The organism is Aromatoleum evansii (assembly GCF_045689615.1).
Taxonomy (GTDB): Bacteria; Pseudomonadota; Gammaproteobacteria; order Burkholderiales; family Rhodocyclaceae; genus Aromatoleum; species Aromatoleum evansii.
The window spans coordinates 4,448,579-4,473,409 of the sequence record NZ_CP141259.1 but is presented as its reverse complement, the minus strand read 5'-3'; the positions used below and the strand labels follow the sequence as shown (position 1 = coordinate 4,473,409).

The following is a 24,831-nucleotide window of genomic DNA, read 5'->3' as shown; positions in this document are numbered from 1 at the left end:
CCCTTGCGCCCAGGCAGGGCTCGGGCAAGGAGAACGGGGCGGCCTGCGGGTCGCCCCGTTTTTTTGTGGGAGCGGCTTCAGCCGCGAATCGGCGGTGTCGCAAGTGGGGCGGCCCCTTCGCGGCTGAAGCCGCTTCCACGGGGATGTCTCGGGCTACGCCGAACGCGTTCTTCGCGAGATTCGCAGCAGCAGCTTGCGCGCTTCGTCGAGCAGCAGGACGCTGGAGGCGACCAGTGCGGAGCGCAGCCAGTCCTCGGTTGCGAGCGCGGTGGTGCCGAAGATCTGTTGCGCCGGCGGCCAGTTGACGACGATGAGCTGGAGTGCGAGGACGCCGCAGAGCGCCAGCCACAGCCTGGCATTGCGCAGGAACTGGCGGTTGAAGGCGCTGCCGTATTCGCTGCGGGCGTTGAAGACGTTGAAGAACTGGTACAGCACGAAGGTCGTGAAGGCCAGCGTGAGCGCGTATTGCTCGCCGTGCGTGTCGAGTGCGGAGTGGAACAACCACAGCGTGCCGGCCATCATCGTGGCGCCGTAGAGGGCGAGGCGGCCGAGGCGGTGTGCCGTCAGGATATGGGCGGCCTGCGGGCGCGGCGGCGCGCGCATGATGCCGGGGCGCGCGGGCTCGACGCCGAGCGTCATCGCCGGGGGGCCGTCCATGATGATGTTGATCCACAGCAGCTGGATCGCCGTGAAGGGCGAGGGCAGGCCGGCGAGTGTGGCCGCGAGCACGGTGAGGATGGCGCCAATGTTGGTCGACAGCTGGAAGCGCACGAACTTGACGATGTTGTCGAAGATCACGCGGCCTTCCTCGACGGCGCGCACGATGGTGGCGAAGTTGTCGTCGGTGAGCACCATCGTCGCCGCTTCGCGCGTGACCGCGGTGCCGGTGATGCCCATCGCGATGCCGATGTCGGCGGCCTTGAGCGCGGGCGCGTCGTTCACGCCGTCGCCGGTCATGGCGACGACGTGGCCGTCGGCCTTGAGCACCTTGACGATGCGCACCTTGTGGGCCGGCGAGACGCGCGCGAAGACCGCGATGGCGTCGATGCGGCGGGCCAGCGCAGCATCGTCCATCGCGTCGAGTTCGGCGCCGCTTACGACCTCGCCCTGCAGGCCCAGTTCGCGTCCGATCGCGGCGGCGGTGGCCTTGTGGTCGCCGGTGATCATCTTGACGCGGATGCCGGCCTGGCGGCAACGCCGGATCGCTGCCGCGGCTTCGGCGCGCGGCGGATCCATCAGGCCGGCGAGCCCGACGAAGGTCCAGTCGCGCGCCCAGACCCACAGGTCGCCGGCCGGGTCGAAGTCGCGAGCGGGGATGTCCCGTCGTGCGACCGCGAGCACGCGCAGCGCCTGACCGGCGAGGCGCTCGTTCTCGGCGGCGATCGTGGCGCGCATTTCGTCGTCGAGCGGGAGGGCGCCTGTGTCCTCCGCAGCGCCCGCGGCCCACGCGGAAGAGCGTGCGAGCAGTACGTCCGGGGCGCCCTTGATGCACATCTCCACGCGATCGCCGCGGTGGTGGAAGGTCGCCATGAACTTGTGCGCCGAGTCGAAGGGGATCTCGGCGATGCGCGGGATGCGTTCGCGCTCGGCCTGCGGATCGACGCCGCCCTTCTGCGCCAATACCCACAGCGCGCCTTCGGTGGGGTCGCCGACGAGGGTCGCCTCGCGCACGCTGGAGTCGGAGCACAGCGCCATCGGCATGAGGAGGGGGCGCAGATCGGCCAGCCCTTCGCCGCAGATGCGGCCGGCGGCGTGATAGCCCTCGCCGTCCACGGTGAAGCGGCAGCCGGCGAACCAGCCGGCGCGGGCGGTCATCTGGTTGAGCGTGAGGGTGCCGGTCTTGTCCGAGCAGATGACGGTGGTCGAGCCCAGGGTTTCGACCGCGGCGAGCTTCTTCAGGATGGCGCCGTTCTGCGCCATGCGCCACATGCCGATGGCGAGGGTGACGGTGACGACCGCAGGTAGTCCTTCGGGGATGGCGGCGACGGCGAGGGCGACGGCCGTCATCGTCGCCTGCACCCAGGGCAGGCCGCGCGCGGCATCGAGCGCGAAGATCACGGCGACGACGATGCCGGCGATCAGCGCGAGGCGCTTGCCGAGGACGTCGAGCTGGCGCTGCAGGGGGGTCTCGCTGTTGGTGGTGGTGGCGATCATGCCGGCAAGCTTGCCCATCTCGGTCGCCATGCCGGTCGTGACGACCAGCATTTCCGCGCGGCCGCGGGTGACGACGGTGTTCATGTAGAGCATGTTCACGCGGTCGCCGAGGGCGAGCTCGGGGGTGTCCAGCGTGTCGGTGATCTTGCCGACGGCCTGGGATTCGCCCGTCAGTGCCGCTTCGTCGACCTCGAGGTTGTGGGCGGCGATCAGGCGTCCGTCGGCGGGAACGCGGTCGCCGGCCTCGAGCAGGACGACGTCCCCGGGCACGAGGCTCGTCGCGTCGACCTCCATCTGCCGGCCGTCGCGGCGCACGCGGGCGCGTGCGGCGAGCATGTCCTTGAGCGCCGAGAGCGTGCGTTCGGCGCGGTGCTCCTGCCAGAAGCCGAGGCTGGCGTTCAGGACGACGACGGTCAGGATGACGAGCGCGTCCTTGAGCTCGCCGATCGCCCAGGCCAGTCCCGCGGCGAAGATCAGCACGACGATGAGGAAGCTGCGGAACTGGTCGAGGAACTTGAGCCAGGCGGGCCGTGGCGGTGCCTCGACGAGGCGGTTCTCGCCCGTGCGCGCGAGGCGCTCGGCGGCATCCGTGCCAGAGAGGCCGTGCTCAGGGGCGACTTCGAGGGCGGCCGCGGTGGCGGCCTGGCCGAGGGTGTGCCACCGGGTGTGCCAGGGCGTTTCAGTGTTCATCGCCGGAGTATCCTCGCGCGGAGCGCGGCGGGCGCCGCGCTGCCGTCATTCGGAGGGCGGCGTGTCGGCCTGCGAGGGGGTTTCCTGTTCGGCGGAGATCTCGACGAGGCGCGTCGCGAGCACCTTGTCGATGCGCTTGCCGTCGAGGTCGACGACTTCAAGTCGCCAGTCTTCCCAGGTCGTCACGTCGCCGGTGTGGGGGATGCGGCCGAGCAGCCACATGACCATGCCGCTGAGCGTGTGGTAGCGGCCCTTGTCTTCTTCGGGGACGGCCTTGATCTCGAGGCGGTCCTTGAGCTCGGGGATCGGGATCATGCCGTCGAGCAGCCACGAGCCGTCCTCGCGCTGCACTGCCCATGCCTCGTCGAGGCTGGACGGGCGGAACTCGCCGGTGACGGCTTCGAGCACGTCCTGCAGCGTGACCACCCCCTGGATCTCGCCGTACTCGTCGATCACGAACACCATGTGGGTGCTGGAGGCGCGGAACTGGTCGAGGAGTTCCATGCCGGTGAGCGACTCGGGCACGTAGATCGCAGGTTCGAGCTGCTTGGTGAGGTCGGGCGTGCCGCCCTTGAGGGTCTGGTTGAAGAGCTGTTTCGACGAGATGATGCCGAGGATGTCGTCGAGGCCGCCGCGACACACGGGGAAGCGCGAGTGCTCGGATTCGGCCATGCGCGCGAGGTTGTCGTCGAGCGGCAGGTTGATGTCCAGCCACACGACGTCGGAGCGCGGGACCATCAGCGAGGCGATCTGGCGCTCGTCGAGGCGGAAGACGTTGCGCACCATCTCGTGTTCGTTCTTCTCGATGACGCCGGCTTCGGAACCTTCCTCCAGCAGGGCGTGGATTTCCTCTTCCGTGACGCCGGGGGCGGCCTCGTCGCGCTTGCCCATCAACGTGAGCAGCAGCGCGGTGGACCAGCTCAGCAGGCGCACGAAGGGGCGCGATGCGACGGAGAGCGCGTTCATCGGGCGCGCGACGAGGCGCGCGATCCCTTCGGGATTGATCTGTCCGATGCGTTTCGGGACGAGTTCGCCAACCACGATGGAGACGTAGGTGATGACGACGACGACCAGCACGGTCGCGCCGATCTCGCTTGGGCGCTGCGCGAGGCCCAGTTCCTGCAGCCACATCGCGAGCGGCGCGGCGAGGGCGGCTTCGCCGACGATGCCGTTGAGGATGCCGATCGAGGTGATGCCGATCTGGATCGTCGACAGGAAGCGCGTTGGTTCCTCGCCGAGCTTGATCGCGACGACCGCGGCGGCGTCGCCATCTTCGGCGAGGCGTGCCAGACGTGCACGGCGTGCCGTGACGAGGGCAATCTCGGACATGGCGAAGACCCCGTTAAGCAGGATCAGGGCAACGAGTACGATGATTTCCATTTTCGCGGGCTATGCGTGACAGGGGCGCGCGCTGCGTGCCGGCACGGACGCCGGATGTGCGCGGAAGACCGATTGGTGCGCCGGCGCCCCGGCAGGGCGCGCGCGAACAGTGGTCGGGAGGGAGTGCCGGCGGTGCGCAGGGCTGGCGGGCAGCGGGAGCGCCCGGGCGAGTCGGATGGCAGGGGGCGCAGGGCAACATCGACCCGGCGAGGTGCGGGCGCAGGTGCCCGGATTGCTCGCCAGGCGGGGCCTGTGGCGCGGATGAGGCGAAATTCGACTACCCATAGCGCGGAGTTCATGCAGACCCCGCTACTCCTTCCTTGTGTGCTGGATTTCAGCATGATGCATCACTGATGCAGTCGCTGTCACGCGCCCCTGATGAAGGCCGCGATGCGACGGCGGCGTACGAAGCGTTACAATGGCGCGTTTTGGTTACTTGGAACGGGTCGGATGAAGACCACCTTTCTGGATTTCGAACAGCCGATTGCCGATCTCGAAGAGAAGATCGAGAAGCTGCGATTCGTGCAGGACGACTCGGCGGTGGATATCTCCGAGGAAATCGCTCGCCTCGAAGCCAAGAGCGAATCGCTGACCAAGGATCTGTACGGCAAGCTGACGCCTTGGCAGATCGCCCAGGTCGCGCGTCACCCGCAGCGCCCCTACACGTTGGACTACGTGCGCCACATCTTCACCGATTTCCAGGAACTGCATGGTGATCGCGCGTTCGCCGACGACAAGGCGATCGTCGGCGGGCTGGCGCGCTTCAACGGCCAGAGCTGCGTCGTGATCGGCCACCAGAAAGGGCGTGACACGAAGGAAAAGATCCTGCGCAACTTCGGCATGCCGCGCCCCGAGGGCTACCGCAAGGCGCTGCGCCTGATGCGCACGGCGGAGAAGTTCGGGCTGCCGGTGTTCACCTTCGTCGATACGCCGGGCGCCTATCCGGGCATCGGCGCGGAGGAGCGTGGCCAGTCCGAGGCGATCGGCCGCAATCTGTACGTGATGGCCGAGCTGAAGGTGCCGATCATCGCGACGGTGATCGGCGAAGGCGGTTCGGGCGGCGCGCTGGCGATCGCGGTGGGCGACCAGGTGATGATGCTGCAGTATTCGACCTATTCGGTGATCTCGCCGGAAGGCTGCGCGTCCATCCTGTGGAAGAGCGCCGAGAAGGCCTCCGAGGCCGCCGAGACGATGGGCATCACGGCCGCGCGGCTGAAGTCGCTGGGCCTGATCGACCGTGTGGTCAACGAGCCGGTGGGCGGCGCGCACCGCGACCACCGTGCGATGTCGCAGTCGCTCAAGCGGGCGCTGCAGGATGCGCTGCGCCAGGTCGCGGACCTGTCGCCGGCCGAACTCGTCGAGAAGCGTTTCGAGCGACTGATGAGTTATGGCCGCTACAAGGAACAGAACGCCGCCTGATGCGGTAGTCGAAGAGGCCGTTGCCGGGGTGCTGGCGGCGGCCGGCGTTGCGCCGGGCGAGACCGTGTGCGTGGCGCTGAGCGGCGGGGTCGATTCGACCGTGCTGCTGCATAGCCTGGCGCGTCTGCGCGGGCGCGGTGGTTTCACGCTTGCGGCCGCGCATGTTCACCATGGCCTCAGTCTCCACGCCGACGCGTGGCTGGAGGCATGTCGCACATTGTGTGACGCCCTGGGCGTCGTCTTCCATCCCTTTCATGTGCAGGTGCGGCGCGACGACCCGGCCGGTCTCGAGGCGGCCGCCCGCGCCGCACGCCATGCGGCGCTTGCGCGTGTGCCGTGCGACTGGCTGGCCTTCGGGCACCATCAGGACGATCAGGCCGAGACGCTGCTGTTCCGCCTGCTGCGGGGGGCCGGCGTGCGCGGGGCGGCCGGGATGAGGGAGATCGAGGCGGGGACGCCGGGGCGGCTGCGGCCGCTGCTGGGCTTGCGGCGCGCGCAGGTCCTCGCCTATGCGCGGGCGCAGGGGCTGGCGTGGATCGAGGACGAGAGCAACGCCGACCAGCGCTTCGCGCGCAACCTGCTGCGGCACCGGGTGATGCCGGTGCTGGAGGGCGCTTTCCCCGCCGCGGTGCCGGTGCTAGCGCGCGCGAGCGCGCAGTTCCGTGAGGCGGACGAGCTGCTCGGGGAACTGGCGCAGCTCGACGAGACGGCCTGTGGCGGGGCGACGCTGGAGCGCCAAAAGCTGTTGCGCCTCTCCGACGAGCGCGTGCGCAACCTGTTGCGTTGGCGCATCCGCGCGATGGGCCTGGAGGCTCCGGCGCGTGCGCGGCTGGTCGAGGCGGTGCGGCAGTTGCGCGTTGCATCGGGGGAGCCGTTGCGGCTGTCGCTGGGGGGTGTCGTCTGCTGCGCCTATCGCGACCGGTTGTGGCTGGAGGCGGGGGATGAAATCCCGGTCCGCCAGGCGACGGTGTGGCAGGGCGAAATGGAGTTGTCGTGGGGGACGGGCAAGGTGGTGCTCGTCGAGGCGGTCGGCGAAGGGCTGAGCCGGGCTGCGCTCGAGCGTGCGCAGGAGGTGATGCTGGGGTCGCGCTGGGCGGGGCTCGCGCTGCGTGAGGGCACCGGCCGGCCGCGCCGCAGCTTCAAGAACCTGTGCCAGGAGGCCGGGATTCCGGCGTGGCTGCGGGACACCCTGCCGGTGTTGCGGGTGGATGGTGTGGCAGCGTGGGTGGGAGAGATCGGCATCGCGGCGGAGTTCCGCTGCGCGCCGGGCGAGCCCGGCGTCGTGCCCGAGTGGCTGCGCTGAAGGCGCTTCGCGGCGCTTGGTGCGCGATCAGTAGCCTTCGCTGAAGCCGCGCATCTGGCGGCGGGCTTTCTTGGTCGGGCGGCCGCGCAGGTCGCTGCCGGGCACCGGGGCAAGCTGGCGTTCTTCCTTTTCAAGCGCGCGGCGGGCGCTGCTTTCGGGCGTTTCCTCGTACAGCTGTTGCGCCTCGACGGCGGGGCGGCGCTGTTCGTTGAGGCCGCGCACGGTTACGGTCCAGTGTGCGCCGCCGGCGACGATGTCGAGGCTGTCGCCGATACGCAGTTCGCGTGCGGGCTTGACCGCCTGGCCGTTGAGCTTGACGTGACCGCCTTCGATGGCCTGGTTGGCGAGCGAGCGGGTCTTGAAGAAGCGCGCGGCCCACAGCCATTTGTCGATGCGCATGCGTCCGGCGTCGTGATGTGCGGGGGCGTTCCCGGTGTGCGACACGGTGCGGCGGCTCCTGCGCGGGATTCAGTGGGGGTTTCAGTGCGGGGCGCGATTGCGCACCAGGTTCACGAGCTGCGCGAGCTCGACGGCCGAGCGCACCTCCATCTTCTCGAAGACCTTGGAGCGGTGGGCTTCGACGGTGCGCATCGAGATGCACAGTTCGTCGGCGATGACCTTGTTGAACTTGCCTGCGAGGATCAGTTCCATCACTTCCTGCTCGCGCGCGGTGAGCGTGGCGAGGCGCGCCTCGACCGTTTCGCGTGTGGTTTCGGCGCGGTGGTTGTTCGCGTCGATCTCCAGTGCACGCATGACGATGTCTACCAGATCGCTGTCGTTGAAGGGTTTTTCGATGAAGTCGAATGCACCTTTCTTCAGCGCGGCCACGGCCATCGGGACGTCGCCGTGGCCGGTGATGAAGATGACGGGGAGTTGGTTGCCGCGCTGGCGCAGCACGTCGAAACATTCGAGGCCGCTCATGCCTTCCATGCGAATGTCGAGCACGACGCAACCGCGCCAGCCGGGCTGCAGGGCCTCGAGGAAGCTCTCGGCGCTCGGCCAGGTGGCGCACGCGACGTCGCGCGTCTTGAACAGCCACTGCAGGGCGTCGCGGATCGCTTCGTCGTCGTCGATGATGTGGGCGCAAGGCTGGGTCATGGGGTTTCCACGGGTAGCGACAGGGTGAAGATGGTACCGCCGTCGGGGTTGGTTTCGAAACCGAGCCGGCCATGGTGCAGTTCGGCGATGGAGCGGCAGATGTTGAGGCCCATGCCCATGCCTTCGGCCTTGGTGGTGAAGAAGGGCTCGAACAGGCGGCGGCCGGTTTCCGCGTCGATGCCGGTGCCGTTGTCGGCGACGCGCACGACGAGGGTATCGCCTTCGCGTCGCGTGCTGACGCGCACCGTGCGGCGTGCGGGCGGGTTGTCGCGCATTGCGTCCATGCCGTTGCGCACGAGATTCACGATGACCTGCTCGATCATCACGGGGTCGGCGGCGACGCTCGGCAGCGCTTCCTCGAGATCGGTTTCGATGCGCATGCCGCGCTTGGTGGAGTCGGCTTCGATGAGGCCGATCGCCTCGCGGATCATCAGGTTGATGTCGAGGCGCTCGCGCTTGGGCTCGGAGCGGCGCACGAAGTCGTGCACGCGGCGGATGATGTCGCCGGCGCGGCGGGCCTGGCGGCCGATGCGGTCGAAGATGTCCTTCAGTTCGCTGCGGTCGATTTCCGGCTGCTCGAGGCGGTTGAGGCAGCCGGTGTTGTAGCTGGCGATCGCGGCGAGTGGCTGGTTGAGTTCGTGCGCGAGCGTCGAGGCCATCTCGCCCATCGTTATCAGGCGCGAGGTGGCCTGGAGGCGTTCTTCCTGTTGGCGCGCGAGCTCTTCGGCGTGTTTCTGCGCGGTGATGTCGAGCATCGAGCCCATCCATCCGGTCTGCCGGCCCGCGGCGTCGATGAGCGGTGCCTCGAAGATCAGCGCGTCGAAGCGTTCCCCGTTCTTGCGCCGCAGGCGCAGCTCGAAGCCTTCCGGCGAGGCGTCTCCGGCGAGGATGCGGTCGTGGATCTCCTGCGTCTGCTGCAGGAACTCGGGATCCCAGTAGGGCATGGGCGGGGTGCGCCCGACGAGTTCTTCGGCGCTGTAGCCGACCATTCTGCAGAAGGCGGGGTTGACATAGGTGATGCGTCCGTCGAGGTCGCGCGCGCGCAGGCCGGTGAGCATGGAGTCTTCCATGGCTCGCCGGAACAGGGATTCGCTGCGCAGCGCCTGCTCGGCCCGGTGGCGGCGCTGCAGTTCGCGGCGCAGCTGCAGCACGCTCCACACGAGGATGCCGCCGAGCAGCAGGATGGAACCGATCAGCAGCACCTGCACCCAGCGCGTCTCGCCCTGGTAGGCGGTGACCTGCAGGGTGAGCCCGCCGCCGGGCGGGTCGAAGGCCATCGAGTAGCTTTGGCGGTCGGACAGCGGGGCGACCTTGGATTTCGCGACGAGCTCGCGTCCGTCGCTGTCGTGCACGCTCACGCGGTAGCGCTCGGCAAACCACCATGGCAGTTCGTGGGTGACGAGGTCGTGGAGCGAATAGACGCCGATCATCGCGCCGACAAAGCCGTTTTCGGCGTAGATCGGGACGTGCACCTCGAATTGCTGGCGGTCGCCGGCTGCGGCGTACACCGGGCCATAGACACGCCGTTCGAGGGCCTGGGCCAGGCGCAGGTTGGCGGCGGACTGCTCGCCAAGTTGCTCGCCGAGCATCTCGCCGTCGCCGATGGGCGGCAGGGCGCCCTGCAGGCGGCCCGTCGCGTCGAGCCACATCACCCGCACGAGGCCGTTCTCGGCGCGCACGAGCTGCCGCAGCGCGGCAGACGCCTGGGGCTGGTGGCGGTCGGCGGCGAGGATTTCCTGGCCGATCTGGGCGAGCTGCGCGGCGTTGCGTTCGAGCTTGAACTGCAGGTTCTGCTCCATCCAAAGCACGTCGTTGATGAGCGTGGCGCGCTGCTCTTCCTCGTCGTAGCTGCGCGTGAACCAGACGAGCGCGGCGATGACGGCGAGGAACAGCAGCACCGTCAGGTAGGGCACGGCGGTGAGCCAGCGCTGTCGGACGGAGAGGGCGGTCGTCTGCGGGGGGCTCATGGACGGGGGTAGGTGCGGGGTGTTGTGGATGTCCACAATGTAATAGATACGCGCAGCTTCATAGACTGGTGAAAGTGTCCGGCGCCTCTGGTTGCTGCACGGCACCCGCCCGGACATGGGTCAGGTAAATAACTATGCAATTTGGAGGAGATAGTGGAATGAAGATCCGCGCCCTTTTCATCGGTCTTGTCGCCATGGGGCTGTCCGCCGCTGCGGTCGCCGCCGATCCCGTCGTAATCAAGTTCAGCCACGTCGTTGCCAACGACACGCCCAAGGGCAAGGCTGCCGACAAGTTCAAGGAACTTGCCGAGAAGTACACCAAGGGTGCCGTCAAGGTCGAAGTCTACCCGAACAGCACGCTGTACAAGGACAAGGAAGAGATGGAGGCGCTGCAGCTGGGCGCCGTGCAGATGCTCGCTCCGTCGCTGGCGAAGTTCGGCCCGCTGGGCGTGAAGGAATTCGAGGTCTTCGATCTGCCCTACATCTTCGACAACTACGACGACCTGCACAAGGTGACGATGGGGCCGGTCGGCCAGAAGCTCCTCGGCAAGCTCGAGGGGCGTGGCATCAAGGGCCTGGCGTTCTGGGACAACGGCTTCAAGTCGCTGTCGGCAAATACGCCGATCAAGGCGCCGGACGACATCAAGGGCAAGAAGCTGCGCGTGCAGTCGTCCAAGGTGCTCGAGGAGCAGATGCGTGCGCTCGGCGCGATCCCGCAGGTGATGGCCTTCTCCGAGGTGTACCAGGCGCTGCAGACGGGCGTCGTGGACGGCACCGAGAACCCGCACTCGAACCTCTACACGCAGAAGATGCATGAGGTGCAGAAGCACATGACCCTGACCGACCACGGTTACCTGGGTTACGCGGTGATCACCAACAAGAAGTTCTGGGACGGCCTGCCGGCCGAGGTGCGTGGGCAGCTCGAGCAGGCGATGAAGGAGTCGACCGAGTTCGCGAACAAGATCGCGCGCGAGGAGAACGACAAGGCACTCGAGGCGGTGCGCGCATCGGGCAAGACCGCGATCTACAAGCCGACCGACGCCGAGAAGCTGGCGTTCAAGAAGGCGCTCGTGCCGGTGCACAAGAAGATGGAATCGCGCATCGGTGCCGAGACCATCCAGTCCATCTACAAGGACACCGGGTTCGACCCGTCGAAGCTGTAACTCGCCGTCGTAACGTCACCATCGATAACTGACACGGCAGGGACCCCGCTGCGCGCAGGCGTGGCGGGGGCTTGTCGTGCGGCGGGAGAATCCCATGCTAAAAGTGCTCGATCACCTCGAGGAATGGCTCATCACCTTCCTCATGGGCGCGGCCACGCTGATCATCTTCGTGTCCGTCGTCCACCGCTACGGCTCCGGCCTGTCCATTCCGGGCGTGCAGGATTGGCTGCTGTCCCTGCATTTCGGCTGGGCGCAGGAGCTCACCATCATCATGTTCGTGTGGATGGCCAAGTTCGGCGCCGCATACGGCGTGCGCACCGGCATCCACGTCGGCGTCGATGTGCTGATCAACCGCCTGTCGGACGCCAACCGCGCCAAGTTCGTCGTCATCGGCCTCGGCGCCGGGGCGCTGTTCACCGGCATCGTCGGCACGCTGGGCCTCACCTTCGTGCTCGAAAACGGCGCGCATTACCAGTTCCTGACCTGGTTCGGCATGGACGTCGGCGACCTGTATGAAGGACCGACGACACCCGACCTCGAATGGCCGACCTGGATCGTGTATTCGGCGATTCCGCTCGGCTCCTACCTGATGTGCTTCCGCTTCTTGCAGGTGATGGTGTCCTTCATCCGCACGGGCGAGCTGCCGCACCACGATCACGGCCACGTCGACGGCATTGACGAGGAGCACCTGCCGGTGGATGCCAACTACCTCGACATGGGTGACAACCTGCATCCGCACGACCTGAAGCACAAACAGATCGGCGAAGACCGCGACGTCAAGGGAGGCAAGCAATGAGCGCCGCAATCATCTTCGTCATCCTGCTGGTGCTGATGCTCACCGGCATGCCGATCTCGATCTCGCTGGGTCTGACGGTCCTGACCTTCCTGTTCACGATGACCCAGGTGCCGATCGAGTCGGTCGCGCTGAAGCTCTTCACCGGCATCGAGAAGTTCGAGATCATGGCGATCCCGTTCTTCATCCTCGCCGGCAATTTCCTCACCCACGGTGGGGTGGCGCGGCGGATGATCAACTTCGCCACCTCGATGGTCGGGCACTGGTACGGCGGCCTGGGCCTCGGCGGCGTCATGGCGTGCGCGCTGTTCGCCGCGGTGTCGGGCTCGAGCCCCGCGACGGTGGTCGCGATCGGCGCGATCCTGCTGCCGGCGATGGTCAAGCAGGGCTTCCCCAACAAGTTCGGCGCCGGCGTCATCACGACCTCCGGCGCGCTGGGCATCCTGATCCCGCCGTCGATCGTGATGGTCATGTACTCGGTGTCGACCAACACCTCGGTCGGTGCGCTGTTCATGGCGGGCGTCGTGCCGGGCCTGATGCTCGCGGTCTTCCTGGGTTTCACGACCTGGTACCGCGCGCGCAAGTTCGACTACCCGCGTCAGCCGAAGGCGAGCGCCATGGAGCGGCTGAAGGCGTTCAAGGAGTCGGCCTGGGGCCTGTTCCTGATCGTGGTCGTGATGGGCGGCATCTACTCGGGCATCTTCACGCCGACCGAGGCGGCTGCGATGAGTGCGGTGTATGCGTTCTTCGTCGCGGTGTTCGTGTACAAGGACCTGGGCCTGAAGGACGTGCCCAAGGTGCTGCTGAACTCCGCCAACATGAGCGCGATGCTGCTCTACATCATCACCAACGCGGTGCTGTTCTCCTTCCTGCTCACGCACGAGAACATCCCGCAGGAGATGGCGGACTTCATGATCGGCACCGGCGTGGGCGTGATCGGCTTCCTGATCATGGCCAACATCCTGATGCTGATCGCGGGCAACTTCATGGAGCCGTCGTCGATCGTGCTGATCCTGGCGCCGATCCTGTTCCCGATCGCGATCAAGCTGGGCATCGACCCGGTGCACTTCGGCATCATCATGGTGGTGAACATGGAAGTCGGCATGTGCCATCCGCCGGTGGGCCTGAACCTCTACGTCGCCTCGGGCATCACCAAGATGGGCATCACGGAACTCACCGTCGCCGTCTGGCCGTGGCTGGTGTCGATGCTGGTCTTCCTCGTGCTCGTGACCTACGTGCCGTGGATCTCGCTGGCCCTGCCCAGGGCGCTCGGCATGATGTAATCGGCCGCGTTGCGCGCAAGAGCCCGCCTATTCCGACGGGCTTTTTTTCGTCGCTGCAAAGCTGGAGTAGACTGGTTCATCGGCCGTGCGCGGCCCCAACGTTTTGACGGACGACTTCGCGCCCATGACGATCTACCTGAAGGAAGAAGAGGTCGGCAGCCTGCTGGACATGCCGATGGTGCTGGACGCCGTGGAGCAGGTGATGGCCGCACAGGGGCGCGGCGAGACGGTGGACTTCCCGCGCCAGCGCGTGCGTCTGCCGGCGTCGATCACGCACCTGCTGCAGGGCGGCGTGCCGGATCTGAATCTCACCGGCATCAAGGTGTATACGTCCGCGGGCGGGCGCAACCGCTTCTGGGTCCATCTCTTCGACGCGACGAGCGGCGATCCCGTCGCGGTGCTGGAAGCGGACCGCCTCGGCATGATGCGCACGGGCGCGGCCGGCGGCGTCGCGACGAAGTGGCTGGCACGTGCCGACGCGCGCGTGGCCGGCGTGTTCGGCTCGGGCTGGCAGGCGCAGGGGCAGGTGCTGGCGCTGTGCGCGGTGCGGCCGATCGAGCGCGTCAAGGTGTTCGCGCGCAACCCGGAGCGGCTGGCGGCCTTCTGTGCGCAGATGAGCCGGGAGACCGGGCGCGAGGTCGTGCCGGCGGCCAGCGCCGAGGACACCGTGCGCGGGTCGGACGTGGTCGTGACGATCACCACCTCGCCCAAGCCGCTGTTCGATGCGAACTGGCTCGCGGAGGGGGCGCACATCACCGCGGCGGGCTCGAACAGCCTGGCTCGCCAGGAGCTGTCCGAGGCGGCGGTGCGGCGCGCCGACGTGATCTGCGTCGATTCGCGCGAGGTCGCGGTGCGCGAGGCGGGCGACCTGATGCCGCTGCTGGAGAAGGGGCGCACCCAGCCGGGGCGTTGGGTGGAGCTGGGCGAAGTGATCGCCGGCGTACGGCCGGGGCGCATCGCCGCCGGCCAGATCACGCTGTTCGAGTCGCAGGGCATGGCGATCCAGGACATCGCGGTCGCGGCCCGTGTCGTGGCACTCGCACGCGAGCGTGGCCTCGGCTGCGAATTGCCGTACTGAGGGCGTAGCGGCGCGCCATCTGACCATGTCCTCCGAATCGCCGATCCGCCTCGAGTTCTGTGCATGCAGCGATGTGGGGAGGGTGCGCAAGCGCAACGAGGATTCGCTGGCGGTCGACGAAGGTCGCGGGTGGGCGGTGCTGGCCGACGGCATGGGCGGCTATCGCGGCGGCGACGTCGCGTCGCGGATGGCCGTGGAGGTGACGCTGCAGTGCCTGGAACGCGAACTCGTCGCGCCGGATGACAACGAGGCGGAGCGCGTCGCGGCGGTGCTCGAGGTCGCCGTGCGCGAAGCGAATGCCGAGATCCGTGCCGCCGCGGCGCGCGATTCCGCACTCTCCGGCATGGGCTCGACGCTGGTCGTCGCCGCATTTCTCGCCGACCGCGTGCTGACGGCGCATGTCGGCGATTCGCGCATGTACCGGTTGCGCGGCGGCGTGCTGGAGCAGCTGACGCGCGACCACACGATGCTGCAGCAACTGGTCGATGCCGGCATCCTCGCGCCCGAGGAAGTCGCGCACTCGCAGTTCCGTGGTCTGCTGACCCGCGGCCTGGGCGTTTCGCCCGTGGTGCTGCCCGAGTCGGGAAGCCATTCTGCCTTTCCCCGTGACGTCTTCCTGTTGTGCTCCGACGGGCTGACCGACATGCTCGACGACGTCGCGATCGCCGCGGTGCTGGAGCCTGTCGAATCGGGGGTGACGCGTCTTGAAGAAGCCGCCGACCGTCTGGTGGCGCTGGCCAACGAGCGGGGCGGGCGCGACAATATCTCCGTGATTCTGGTGCGTATGGCGGCATGAGCGCCGCATGGACTAAGGAAAGGAACGATGCCGAAGCTCATCCTCAGCATGGACGGTCTGGTGCTCAAGGAAATCGCCCTCGACAAGGAGAAGGTCTCGATCGGACGGAAGCCCAACAACGACATCCAGATCGACAATCTCGCGATCAGCGGCCAGCACGCGCTGATCACGACCATCCTCGACGACTCCTTCCTCGAGGACCAGAACAGCACGAATGGCACCTACCTGAATGGCCAGCCGGTGAAGAAGTCCGTGCTGCGCAACAATGACGTGATCGAGCTCGGCAAGTACCGGCTCAAGTTCCTCGCCGACGTGAAGCGGCGTCCGCGCGGCGATCGCGTGGAGCCATCGGATGCGCTGCGCTCCTCTGCAGGGGCATTCGCCGATCAGCGCAGCGACGCGACGCAGATGCTGCCCCCGGAAGTGCTTGCGAGCGTCACGGCCGAACAGGAGGATGCCGATCTGCGGCTCGGGATCATCAAGGTCTTGACCGGCCCCACCGCCGGCCGCGAGTTGCGGCTGGCGAAGGCGATGGTCACGCTCGGCAAGCCCGGCGTGCAGGTCGCCGTGATCACGCGGCGTCCCCAGGGTTATTTCATTGCCCATGCCGAAGGCGGCACCTTCCCGCAGGTGAATAACCGCCCGATAGAGGCCGGAGCCCATCCGCTCGGCGACGGGGACATCCTCGAGATCGCCGGCGTGCGCATGGCGTTCTCGCTCGCCGACTGAAGCTGGTCGTGTGTCTTAGTGCACGACGTTTCCCGAGGGGGGGTGCTAGCGTATTGCAGACGAGAAACGAGCTGCTGAGCCATCGGGTCGGGCGGCGCTGCACGCGCGGGGGATGATGAGGCTGAAGGTGCTGGGCTGCAGTGGAGGCATTGGCGGACCCGAGGCCCGCACGACCGCCTTCCTCGCCGACGATGACATGCTGATCGATTGCGGCACCGGGGTGGGCGACCTGGCGCTGGAGGAACTCGCGGCCATCGATCACATCTTCGTCACGCACTCGCACATGGACCACATCGCGGCGATTCCGCTGATCGTCGACGCGGTCGGGGAAATGCGTGGCGCGCCGATCACCGTGTATGCGATCCCCGAGGTGCTGCGCATCCTGCGCGCCCACGTCTTCAACTGGCTGATCTGGCCCGATTTCACCGCGATCCCCGATCGTCGCCGGCCCTTTCTCAGGATGCAGCCGATCAAGGTCGGCGAGGAAATCCGCCTCGGCGATCGCTCCATCACGCCACTGCCCGCGCTGCACAGCGTGCCGGCCGTGGCCTACTGCCTCGACGGCGGGACGGGGCAGCTCGTGTATTCGGGGGATACGACCTACTCGCCCGAGCTCGTGACTGCCATCAATGCCTGCCGCGACCTGCGCCACCTGATCATCGAGTCCGCGTTTCCCGACGAGCAGCACGGACTCGCGCTCGCTTCCCGCCACCTCAGCCCCACGATGGTGGCGGCCTTCCTCGACGAAATCGCGGGCAACCCCCAGGTGCATATCAGCCACATCAAGCCGGGCCAGGGCGAGCGCGTCATGGCACAGATCGCGGCAGCGGGGGCGCGTCTGCACGCGTCCGCCCTGCGTCAGGGGCAGGTCATCGAGTTCTGATTCTCCCGCTGCGCGGCTGCCGCTAGAATGGCCGGCTCAGATTGTTTGTCATCCAAACGTCCCGCACAGCAGGTACCCGCATGACCATGAGCACGACGCAAGCAAAACCTGGAGGGGGGGAGGTCGCAACGCGGCTGGCCTTCTTCAAGGGCCTTCAGGCGATCACGGCACGCATCCATGCGAGCAAGGATATCGACGAGATCGTGTCCGAGTTGTCGTCCGAGCTGTGCTCCCTGTTTGCTGCGGAGCGCCTGTCCTTCTTCGTCGTCAATCAGGGCGGCACGCACCTGGTGGCCCGGGTGAAGACCGGCCGCGGAGCGGCGCCGGGGGCGCGCCTGCCGATCGACGAGAGCAGCATCGCGGGCTATGTTGCAATGACGGGCGAAGCGCTGAACCTGCACGACGTCTACGATGCCGCGGAGCTCGCGGCGATCTCGCCGAAACTGCGCTTCCGCACGATCAGCGACAGTCTCGCAGGCGCGCGGACGCGGCAGATGCTGTGCGCGCCGATCGTCGATCCGAACAGTGGCAAGCTGCATGGCATCATCCAGGTGATGAATCCCAGGGACGGTGCGGATTTCTCGCCCGTGGCCAAGGAAGGGCTGCTGGGGCTGGCGCAAACCCTCGGGGTGGCATTCGCGCAGCGCAGCAATGCGCCCGCGGCCCTGCGTTCGCGTTATGACGCTCTGATTGCCGACGGGCGCATCGCCACAGGCGAGATGGATGATGCAACGCGCATCTCGCGCGAGACCGGCGCCCATGTCGAGGACGTCCTGGTGGAAAAATATGGACTTCCCCTGGCGCAGATCGGCGATGCGGCGGCGCGCTTCTTCAACGTCGCATACGAGCCGTTCCGCTCCGATCGCGTCAAGCAGATGGACCTGCTGCGCAACATCAAGCGCGAATACGTGCAGCAGAACCAGTGGCTGCCGCTCGAGGAGACCAACGAGGGGGTCGTGCTGCTCACCTACGACCCCGAGCAGGTGCGCGTGTCGCGCGTCGCCGAGAACGTGTTCCCGCGGAAGAAGCTCGCCTACCGCGTGACGACGCACTGCGAGTTCGAGCAGACGGTCGACCACTACTTCGAGCCGACGATCGAGAGCGGCTCGGTCGACGACCTGCTGCACGACCTCATGGACGACGAGCAGGACGGCTCGGTTGCGGACGACGTCTCCGCCGCGGCCGACAACGAGCTCGTCAAGCTCGTGAACAAGATCATCATCGACGCGCACCGCCAGGGAGCGTCCGACATCCACATCGAGCCGCGTCCGGGCAAGGAAAAGACGCTGATCCGCTTCCGCAAGGACGGCACGCTGGTGCCCTACATCCAGATCCCGGCGAGCTACCGCAATCCGCTCGTGACGCGCATCAAGATCATGTGCGACCTGGATATTTCCGAGCGTCGCCGGCCGCAGGACGGCAAGATCAAGTTCCGCAAGTTCGCGCCGCTCGACATCGAGTTGCGCGTCGCCACCGTGCCGACCGCGGGCGGAATGGAAGACGTCGTGATGCGCCTGCTCGCCAACAGCGAGCCGCTGCCGCTCGACAAGCTGGGCCTCAGTCCGCACAACCTCGCGCGCCTGAAATCGGTGATCGTGAAGCCCTACGGCCTGTTCTTCGTGTGCGGCCCGACCGGCTCGGGCAAGACGACCACGCTGCACTCCATCCTCGGCCACATCAACACGCCCGAGACGAAGATCTGGACCGCCGAAGATCCGGTCGAAATCACGCAGAAGGGCCTGCGCCAGGTGCAGGTGAACCGCAAGGCGGGGCTGGATTTCGCGACCATGATGCGCTCCTTCCTGCGTGCCGACCCGGACGTGATCATGGTCGGCGAGATGCGCGACAAGGAGACGGTGTCGGTCGGCATCGAGGCCTCGCTCACCGGCCACCTCGTGTTCTCGACCCTGCACACCAACAGCGCGCCCGAATCCATCGTGCGCCTGCTCGACATGGGCATGGACCCGTTCAACTTCGGCGACGCGCTGCTCGGCGTGCTCGCGCAGCGCCTCACCAAGCGCCTGTGCAAGTGCAAGGAGGCCTATCGCCCGGATGACGGCGAAGTGCAGCAGATCCTCGACGAGTACTGCGAGGACATGATCGCGACGCCCGACTTCCAGGCCGACCCGGCGGCCGCGCGCGCGTCGGTGCTGGCCCGGCTGAAGGCTGAGCACGGCGGTGCGGACGGCCAATTCACGCTGTATCGCCCGGTGGGCTGCACGGAGTGCAACGGCGGCTACCGCGGGCGCGTCGGCCTGCACGAGCTGATGGTCGCCTCGAACGAGGTCAAGCGCCTGATCCAGGAGCGCGCGCGCGTCGCCCAGCTCCTCGCGCTGGCGCTGGCCGAAGGCCTGCGCACGCTGCGCCAGGACGGCATCGAGAAGGTGTTCGCGGGCGTCACGGACATGGAGCAGGTGCGGCGCGTGTGCGTGCGCTGAGGGGGCGGCGCGATTTTCACTGTGGGAGCGGCTTCAGCCGCGAATGGGCGCCGATTCGCGGCTGAAGCCGCTCCCACATAGCCCGCTCCACAGGGGACAGGATTCGCGCGCTAAAATGGCGCTCCGGCCCCCTGGAGAACATAACAATGTACCGCATTGCCCCCAGCCTGCTCTCGGCCGACTTCGCCCGCCTCGGCGAGGAAGTGCGCAACGTCATTGCCGCCGGCGCCGACTGGATCCATTTCGACGTGATGGACAACCATTACGTGCCCAACCTCACGATCGGTCCCCTGGTGTGCGAGGCGATCCGCCCGCATACCGAGGCGCCGATCGACGTACACCTGATGGTGAAGCCGGTCGACCGCATCATCCCGGACTTCGCCAAGGCCGGCGCGAACGTGATCACCTTCCATCCGGAGGCGTCCGACCACATCCACCGCACCCTCGCGCTGATCCGTGATCATGGCTGCAAGGCGGGGCTGGTGTTCAATCCCGCCACGCCCCTGCACTACCTCGATCACGCGCTCGACGATATCGACATGGTGCTGCTGATGAGCGTGAACCCCGGCTTCGGCGGGCAGAAGTTCATTCCCGGCACGCTCGGGAAACTGCGTGCGACGCGCGAGCGGCTCGATGCCTACGAGGCGGCCACCGGGCGCCATATCCTGCTGCAGATCGATGGTGGCGTGAAGGTCGACAACATCGCCGAGATCGCCGCCGCGGGCGCCGACACCTTCGTCGCCGGCTCGGCGGTGTTCGGCGCCGGGCGCGACGCCGACCCCCACCGCTACGACAGCGTGATCGCCGCGATGCGCGCGGAACTGGCGAAGGTGAAGCAGTGAGCCTCGCGCGCTTCCCGGTGCGGGCGGTGCTGTTCGACCTCGACGGAACGCTGCTCGACACGATCCATGACCTCGCCGACGCGGCCAACCTGATGCTCGCCGAGATGGGCCGTGCGGCCCGCCCGCTCGAACAGATACATTCCTTCGTCGGCAAGGGCATCCCCAACCTCGTGCGCCGCTGCATGACCGAGGACTCTCACGCGGGCGAGGACGAGATCGAGCAGGCCGTCATCGTGTTCCGGCGCCACTACGCGATCGTCAATGGCCGCAGCACGCGTATCTACCCCGGCGTCGTCGAGACGCTGGAGGCGATGCGCGCGATGGAGCTGCGGCTTGCCTGCGTCACCAACAAGGCGGAGGCCTTCACGCTGCCGCTGCTCGAGCGCATGGGCCTGACATCCTATTTCAACGCGGTGGTGAGCGGCGACACGCTGCCGGTGAAGAAGCCCGATCCGGCCGTGCTGCACCACGCCTGCGAGCTGCTGGGCGTGCCGTCGCCGCACGCGCTGATGATCGGCGATTCGGCCAACGACGCACTCGCCGCCCGCGGCGCGGGCATGCCGGTGCTGCTCGTGACCTATGGATATAGCGAAGGCATGCCGGTGGACACCATCGAATGCGATGGGCTACTATCGGTCGCTACCGGGGCGCTCGACCGCATCGAAGCGGCGTGAAGGCCCGGCGCATATCCGCAAGACTCCATCTCCGATCGAGACATCGTGACCTACAGGAACCGGGATTCGGTAAAGGAAAGCACCCAGTTTGTCGCCGCGCAACTGCGCTGGCGCGGCTGGCGCTCGTGGCCTGCGGGCCACTGATACGCGACTGCTTCGCGGGCCACGACGCGCCCGCACCCCTTGCCGAATCGAACCGTTTTCCGTGGAGTCTCCATGCTTGAGCAGGAATTCAACGCGCTGGCCGCGCAGGGCTACAACCGCATCCCGGTCACGCTCGAAACCTTCGCCGACCTCGACACGCCGCTGTCGATCTACCTGAAGCTCGCCAACGAACCGTATTCCTACCTGCTCGAATCGGTGCAGGGCGGCGAGCGCTTCGGCCGCTATTCGATGATCGGGCTGGCGGCCTCGACGCGCATCGAAGTGTATGGACGCTCCGCGCTGCTGCTGACCGGCAACCGCCTCGTCGAGCGGCGCGACTACGGCGATCCGCTGAACTACGTCGCCGAGTTCATGGAGCGCATCAAGGTGCCGCCGCGCGACGGTCTGCCGCGCTTCGCGGGCGGCCTGGTGGGCTGCTTCGGCTACGACACCGTGCGCTACATCGAGCCGCGCCTCGCCCACGCGCAGAAGACGGACACGATCGGCACCCCCGACATCCTGCTGCTGCTGTCCGAGGAAATCGCGATCGTCGACAACCTCTCGGGCAAGCTCACGCTGGTCGTGTATGCCGAACCCGAAGTGCCGGGCGCCTTCAAGCGCGCGAAAAAGCGCCTGCGCGAGCTGCTCGCGCGGCTGCGTGCGCCGGTGCAGATCCCCGAGGACAACCATGCCGAGCCGCAGCCGGCGGTGTCGAGCTTCGGCGAGGAAGCCTTCAAGGCCGCGGTGAATCGCGCCAAGCAGTACATCGTCGACGGGGACATCATGCAGGTCGTGCTGTCGCAGCGCATGAGCAAGCCCTACGCGGCCAGCCCGATGGCGCTGTACCGCGCGATCCGCTCGCTGAACCCCTCGCCCTACATGTTCTACTTCAACTTCGAGGACTTCCACGTCGTCGGCGCGTCCCCCGAGATCCTCGTGCGCCTTGACGAGGACGGGCAGGGCAAGCGCGTCACGGTGCGCCCGATCGCCGGCACGCGCCCGCGCGGCGCCACCCCGGCCGAGGACGAAGCGCTGGAAGCCGACCTGCTCGCCGACGAGAAGGAGCGCGCCGAACACCTGCAGCTGCTGGACCTCGGGCGCAACGACGCGGGCCGCGTCGCGGAGACCGGCAGCGTCCGGGTGACCGACCAGTTCACGATCGAGCGCTACTCGCACGTGATGCACATCGTCTCCAACGTCGAGGCGCGCCTCAAGGACGACCTCAACGCGCTGGCGGTGCTGCGCGCGACTTTCCCGGCCGGCACCGTGTCGGGGGCGCCGAAGCTGCGCGCGATGGAGATCATCGACGAGCTGGAGCCGGTCAAGCGCGGCATCTACGCCGGCGCCGTGGGCTACATCGGTTTCCACGGCGACATGGATCTGGCCATCGCGATCCGCACGGCGGTGATCAAGGACGGTCACATCCATGTGCAGGCGGGCGCCGGCATCGTCGCCGACTCCAACCCCGATTCCGAATGGGCGGAGACGCAGAACAAGGCGCGCGCGATGCTGCGCGCCGCGGAAATGGCCGAGTCCGGCCTCGACACCCGGATCGACTGAGGAACGCACCATGCTGCTGATGATCGACAACTACGACAGCTTCACCTACAACCTCGTGCAGTACTTCGGCGAACTCGGCGCGCAGGTGAAGGTGTATCGCAACGATGAAATCACCCTGGAACAGATCGCGCTGATGAAACCCGACCAGCTGGTGATCTCGCCGGGGCCGTGCACGCCGGCCGAGGCGGGCATCTCGGTGCCGGCGATCCGCGAGTTCGCGGGCAGGATCCCCATCCTCGGCGTGTGCCTCGGCCACCAGAGCATCGGCGCGGCCTTCGGCGGCAGGATCGTGCACGCCAAGCGCCTGATGCACGGCAAGACCTCGCCGGTCCATCATCTGGACATCGGCGTATTCAAGGGGCTGCCCAATCCGGTGACCTGCACGCGCTACCATTCGCTGGCGATCGAGCGCGAGAGCCTGCCCGACTGCCTGGAGGTGACTGCCTGGACCGAGGACGGCGAGATCATGGGCGTGCGCCACAAGACGCTCGCGGTCGAGGGCGTGCAGTTCCACCCCGAGTCGATCCTGACCGAACACGGCCACACGATGCTGCGGAACTTCCTCGACCAGCACCGCGCGAACTGACCAAGGACTTGCCATGACCATTACTGCCCAGGAAGCGCTCCAGCGCACGATCGACCACCGCGAGATCTTCTACGACGAGATGCTGTCGCTGATGCGCCAGATCATGGAGGGCGAGATCTCGCCGGTGATGACCGCCGCGATCCTCACCGGCCTGCGCGTGAAGAAGGAGACGATCGGCGAGATCACCGCCGCGGCGACGGTGATGCGCGAGCTGTCGACCAAGGTCGTCGTCGCCGGCCCGGACCAGAACTTCCTCGACATCGTCGGCACCGGTGGCGACGGGGCGAACACCTTCAACATCTCGACGACCACCATCTTCGTTGCCGCGGCGGCCGGCGCACGCGTCGCCAAGCACGGCGGGCGCAGCGTGTCGTCGAAGAGCGGCGCGGCCGACGTGCTCGAGGCGCTGGGGGTGAAACTCGGCGTGACGCCCGAGCAGGTCGCGGCCTCGATCGAGGCGACCGGCATCGGCTTCATGTTCGCGCCGGCGCATCACAGCGCGATGAAGAACGTCGCGCCGGTGCGCCGCGAGATGGGCGTGCGCACGATCTTCAATATCCTCGGGCCGCTGACGAATCCGGCCGGCGCGCCGAACACGCTGATGGGGGTGTTCCATCCGGACCTCGTCGGCATCCAGACGCGCGTGATGCAGCGTCTGGGCGCGAAGCATGTGCTGACTGTCTACGGCATGGACGGCATGGACGAGGTGAGCCTCGGGGCGGCGACGATGGTCGGCGAACTGAAGGACGGCGAGGTCCGCGAGTACCAGATCCATCCCGAGGACTTCGGCATGGCGATGGCGGGCACGCGCAACCTGCAGGTGCAGAGCGCCGAGGAGTCGAAGGCGGTGCTGCTGGGGGTGCTCGACAACAAGTCCGGCCCGGCGCGCGACATCGTGATCCTGAACGCTGGCGTGGCGCTGTACACGGCCAACCTCGTCGATTCGATCGCCGACGGCATCGTGCGGGCGCGCGAGATCGTCGCCAGCGGCGCGGCGCGGGCAAAGCTCGAGGAGTTCGTGGCTTTCAACCGCCAGTTCGCGTGAGGCAGACAGAAGTATGAGCGACATCCTGAACAAGATCCTCGCCGTCAAGGTCGAGGAAGTGGCTGCAGGCAAGGCCGTCCGCCCGCTCGAGCGCGTGCGCGCGGAGGCGGGGAGGGCGCCCGCGGCGCGCGATTTCGTCGGCGCGATGCGCGCGAAAATCGCTGCCGGCGACGCGGCCGTGATCGCCGAGGTGAAGAAGGCGAGCCCGTCCAAGGGCGTGATCCGCGCCGACTTCCGCCCGGCCGAGATCGCCGTGCAGTACGAGCGCGCGGGGGCGGCCTGCCTGTCGGTGCTTACCGACCGGCAGTTCTTCCAGGGCGCCCCCGAGTATTTGCAGGCGGCGCGTGCGGCATGCGCGCTGCCGGCGCTGCGCAAGGACTTCCTCGTCGATGCGTGGCAGGTGTATGAGGCGCGTGCGATGGGCGCGGACGCGATCCTGCTGATCGCGGCGGCGCTGGATCTCGCGCAGATGCAGGAGATGGAGGCGATCGCGACGAGCCTGGGCATGGCCGTGCTGGTCGAGGTGCATGACGCGGCTGAGCTCGACGTCGCATTGCAGCTCGCGACGCCGCTGGTCGGCATCAACAACCGCAACCTGCGCAGCTTCGAGGTCAGCCTGCAGACGACGCTGGACCTGTTGCCGCGCATCCCCGCCGGACGCATCGTCGTCACCGAGTCCGGCATCCTCAAGCCGCAGGACGTGGCGCTGATGCGGTCGAACGCCGTGCACGCCTTCCTCGTCGGCGAAGCCTTCATGCGTGCGCCGGATCCGGGCGAGGAGCTGCGCGCGTTGTTCGCCTGAGCGG

General features: G+C 67.4%; 21 protein-coding genes. 16 read left to right on the top strand and 5 right to left on the bottom strand.

Translation table 11 applies throughout. The features are described 5' to 3' along the window. Positions 1-153 precede the first annotated feature (153 nt). Together U5817_RS20925 and U5817_RS20920 are read right to left on the bottom strand one after the other, a co-directional pair. Positions 154-2,844 (bottom strand): cation-translocating P-type ATPase, encoded by a 2,691-nt coding sequence (locus U5817_RS20925; RefSeq protein ID WP_407278690.1) that lies wholly within the window; start codon positions 2,842-2,844, stop codon positions 154-156. 45 nt (positions 2,845-2,889) lie between these two features. After that, positions 2,890-4,224: a hemolysin family protein gene (locus U5817_RS20920; RefSeq protein ID WP_407278689.1), complete on the bottom strand. Its 1,335-nt coding sequence runs from the start codon at positions 4,222-4,224 to the stop codon at positions 2,890-2,892. Positions 4,225-4,674: 450 nt separating this feature from the next. Here U5817_RS20920 and U5817_RS20915 point away from each other — a divergent pair, with 450 nt between their 5' ends. Beyond that, positions 4,675-5,643 carry an acetyl-CoA carboxylase carboxyltransferase subunit alpha gene (locus U5817_RS20915; protein WP_169126734.1) on the top strand — a complete coding sequence of 323 codons (969 nt, stop codon included), beginning with the start codon at positions 4,675-4,677 and terminating at the stop codon, positions 5,641-5,643. Next, positions 5,612-6,946 carry a tRNA lysidine(34) synthetase TilS gene (gene tilS, locus U5817_RS20910; RefSeq protein ID WP_407278688.1) on the top strand — a complete coding sequence of 445 codons (1,335 nt, stop codon included), beginning with the start codon at positions 5,612-5,614 and terminating at the stop codon, positions 6,944-6,946. Before U5817_RS20915 ends, tilS begins: the two co-directional genes overlap by 32 nt. A gap of 27 nt (positions 6,947-6,973) precedes the next feature. Here tilS and U5817_RS20905 read toward each other — a convergent pair whose 3' ends face one another. The 3 genes from U5817_RS20905 to U5817_RS20895 form a co-directional block, all read right to left on the bottom strand. Continuing rightward, positions 6,974-7,345 carry an RNA-binding S4 domain-containing protein gene (locus tag U5817_RS20905; RefSeq protein WP_407281116.1) on the bottom strand — a complete coding sequence of 124 codons (372 nt, stop codon included), beginning with the start codon at positions 7,343-7,345 and terminating at the stop codon, positions 6,974-6,976. Between the two features lie 81 nt (positions 7,346-7,426). Next, positions 7,427-8,044, bottom strand: coding sequence for a response regulator transcription factor (locus U5817_RS20900; RefSeq protein WP_407278687.1), 618 nt, complete (start codon positions 8,042-8,044; stop codon positions 7,427-7,429). Beyond that, positions 8,041-10,011: a two-component system sensor histidine kinase NtrB gene (locus tag U5817_RS20895; RefSeq protein WP_407278686.1), complete on the bottom strand. Its 1,971-nt coding sequence runs from the start codon at positions 10,009-10,011 to the stop codon at positions 8,041-8,043. Before U5817_RS20895 ends, U5817_RS20900 begins: the two co-directional genes overlap by 4 nt. Before the next feature lie 158 nt (positions 10,012-10,169). On the opposite strand from U5817_RS20895, the gene U5817_RS20890 reads away from it, so the two are divergent. The 14 genes from U5817_RS20890 (at position 10,170) to trpC (ending at position 24,827) form a co-directional block, all read left to right on the top strand. After that, positions 10,170-11,174, top strand: coding sequence for a TRAP transporter substrate-binding protein (locus tag U5817_RS20890; RefSeq protein WP_407278685.1), 1,005 nt, complete (start codon positions 10,170-10,172; stop codon positions 11,172-11,174). 94 nt (positions 11,175-11,268) lie between these two features. Then, entirely contained in the window at positions 11,269-11,970 is a 702-nt protein-coding gene (locus tag U5817_RS20885) for a TRAP transporter small permease (RefSeq protein WP_407278684.1), read from the top strand. Next, complete coding sequence (locus tag U5817_RS20880; protein WP_407278683.1) at positions 11,967-13,250, top strand: TRAP transporter large permease; 1,284 nt, start codon at positions 11,967-11,969, stop codon at positions 13,248-13,250. Before U5817_RS20885 ends, U5817_RS20880 begins: the two co-directional genes overlap by 4 nt. 124 nt (positions 13,251-13,374) lie before the next feature. Beyond that, a complete protein-coding gene (locus U5817_RS20875; protein WP_169126710.1) occupies positions 13,375-14,328 on the top strand; it encodes an ornithine cyclodeaminase family protein in 954 nt (317 codons plus the stop codon). 25 nt (positions 14,329-14,353) lie between these two features. Then, on the top strand, positions 14,354-15,124 hold the full coding sequence (locus U5817_RS20870; RefSeq protein WP_407278682.1) for a PP2C family protein-serine/threonine phosphatase: 771 nt from the start codon (positions 14,354-14,356) through the stop codon (positions 15,122-15,124). 27 nt (positions 15,125-15,151) lie between these two features. Beyond that, complete coding sequence (locus U5817_RS20865; protein WP_407278681.1) at positions 15,152-15,853, top strand: FHA domain-containing protein; 702 nt, start codon at positions 15,152-15,154, stop codon at positions 15,851-15,853. A gap of 115 nt (positions 15,854-15,968) precedes the next feature. After that, positions 15,969-16,736 (top strand): 3',5'-cyclic-nucleotide phosphodiesterase, encoded by a 768-nt coding sequence (locus U5817_RS20860; RefSeq protein WP_407281114.1) that lies wholly within the window; start codon positions 15,969-15,971, stop codon positions 16,734-16,736. 80 nt (positions 16,737-16,816) lie between these two features. Next, positions 16,817-19,174 carry a GspE/PulE family protein gene (locus U5817_RS20855; protein ID WP_211166998.1) on the top strand — a complete coding sequence of 786 codons (2,358 nt, stop codon included), beginning with the start codon at positions 16,817-16,819 and terminating at the stop codon, positions 19,172-19,174. Between the two features lie 146 nt (positions 19,175-19,320). Then, positions 19,321-20,016, top strand: a complete 696-nt coding sequence (gene rpe / locus U5817_RS20850) for a ribulose-phosphate 3-epimerase (protein WP_407278680.1) — start codon at positions 19,321-19,323, stop codon at positions 20,014-20,016. Then, positions 20,013-20,690 (top strand): phosphoglycolate phosphatase, encoded by a 678-nt coding sequence (locus U5817_RS20845; protein WP_169126702.1) that lies wholly within the window; start codon positions 20,013-20,015, stop codon positions 20,688-20,690. Before rpe ends, U5817_RS20845 begins: the two co-directional genes overlap by 4 nt. Positions 20,691-20,906: 216 nt before the next feature. Further along, positions 20,907-22,394 carry an anthranilate synthase component I gene (gene trpE / locus U5817_RS20840; RefSeq protein WP_169126700.1) on the top strand — a complete coding sequence of 496 codons (1,488 nt, stop codon included), beginning with the start codon at positions 20,907-20,909 and terminating at the stop codon, positions 22,392-22,394. Positions 22,395-22,404: 10 nt separating this feature from the next. Next, positions 22,405-22,980, top strand: a complete 576-nt coding sequence (locus U5817_RS20835; protein ID WP_169126698.1) for an aminodeoxychorismate/anthranilate synthase component II — start codon at positions 22,405-22,407, stop codon at positions 22,978-22,980. A gap of 13 nt (positions 22,981-22,993) precedes the next feature. Beyond that, entirely contained in the window at positions 22,994-24,025 is a 1,032-nt protein-coding gene (gene trpD, locus U5817_RS20830; protein ID WP_407278678.1) for an anthranilate phosphoribosyltransferase, read from the top strand. A 13-nt stretch (positions 24,026-24,038) separates the two neighbouring features. Continuing rightward, on the top strand, positions 24,039-24,827 hold the full coding sequence (trpC, locus tag U5817_RS20825; protein WP_407278677.1) for an indole-3-glycerol phosphate synthase TrpC: 789 nt from the start codon (positions 24,039-24,041) through the stop codon (positions 24,825-24,827). Positions 24,828-24,831 lie beyond the last annotated feature (4 nt).

Coding starts and splice junctions, on each gene's coding strand:
- U5817_RS20925 (WP_407278690.1), bottom strand. CDS start 2,844: ATGAACACTGAAACGCCCTGGCACACCCGGTGGCACACCCTCGGCCAG.
- U5817_RS20920 (WP_407278689.1), bottom strand. CDS start 4,224: ATGGAAATCATCGTACTCGTTGCCCTGATCCTGCTTAACGGGGTCTTC.
- U5817_RS20915 (WP_169126734.1), top strand. CDS start 4,675: ATGAAGACCACCTTTCTGGATTTCGAACAGCCGATTGCCGATCTCGAA.
- tilS (WP_407278688.1), top strand. CDS start 5,612: ATGGCCGCTACAAGGAACAGAACGCCGCCTGATGCGGTAGTCGAAGAG.
- U5817_RS20905 (WP_407281116.1), bottom strand. CDS start 7,345: ATGCGCATCGACAAATGGCTGTGGGCCGCGCGCTTCTTCAAGACCCGC.
- U5817_RS20900 (WP_407278687.1), bottom strand. CDS start 8,044: ATGACCCAGCCTTGCGCCCACATCATCGACGACGACGAAGCGATCCGC.
- U5817_RS20895 (WP_407278686.1), bottom strand. CDS start 10,011: ATGAGCCCCCCGCAGACGACCGCCCTCTCCGTCCGACAGCGCTGGCTC.
- U5817_RS20890 (WP_407278685.1), top strand. CDS start 10,170: ATGAAGATCCGCGCCCTTTTCATCGGTCTTGTCGCCATGGGGCTGTCC.
- U5817_RS20885 (WP_407278684.1), top strand. CDS start 11,269: ATGCTAAAAGTGCTCGATCACCTCGAGGAATGGCTCATCACCTTCCTC.
- U5817_RS20880 (WP_407278683.1), top strand. CDS start 11,967: ATGAGCGCCGCAATCATCTTCGTCATCCTGCTGGTGCTGATGCTCACC.
- U5817_RS20875 (WP_169126710.1), top strand. CDS start 13,375: ATGACGATCTACCTGAAGGAAGAAGAGGTCGGCAGCCTGCTGGACATG.
- U5817_RS20870 (WP_407278682.1), top strand. CDS start 14,354: ATGTCCTCCGAATCGCCGATCCGCCTCGAGTTCTGTGCATGCAGCGAT.
- U5817_RS20865 (WP_407278681.1), top strand. CDS start 15,152: ATGCCGAAGCTCATCCTCAGCATGGACGGTCTGGTGCTCAAGGAAATC.
- U5817_RS20860 (WP_407281114.1), top strand. CDS start 15,969: ATGAGGCTGAAGGTGCTGGGCTGCAGTGGAGGCATTGGCGGACCCGAG.
- U5817_RS20855 (WP_211166998.1), top strand. CDS start 16,817: ATGACCATGAGCACGACGCAAGCAAAACCTGGAGGGGGGGAGGTCGCA.
- rpe (WP_407278680.1), top strand. CDS start 19,321: ATGTACCGCATTGCCCCCAGCCTGCTCTCGGCCGACTTCGCCCGCCTC.
- trpE (WP_169126700.1), top strand. CDS start 20,907: ATGCTTGAGCAGGAATTCAACGCGCTGGCCGCGCAGGGCTACAACCGC.
- U5817_RS20835 (WP_169126698.1), top strand. CDS start 22,405: ATGCTGCTGATGATCGACAACTACGACAGCTTCACCTACAACCTCGTG.
- trpD (WP_407278678.1), top strand. CDS start 22,994: ATGACCATTACTGCCCAGGAAGCGCTCCAGCGCACGATCGACCACCGC.
- trpC (WP_407278677.1), top strand. CDS start 24,039: ATGAGCGACATCCTGAACAAGATCCTCGCCGTCAAGGTCGAGGAAGTG.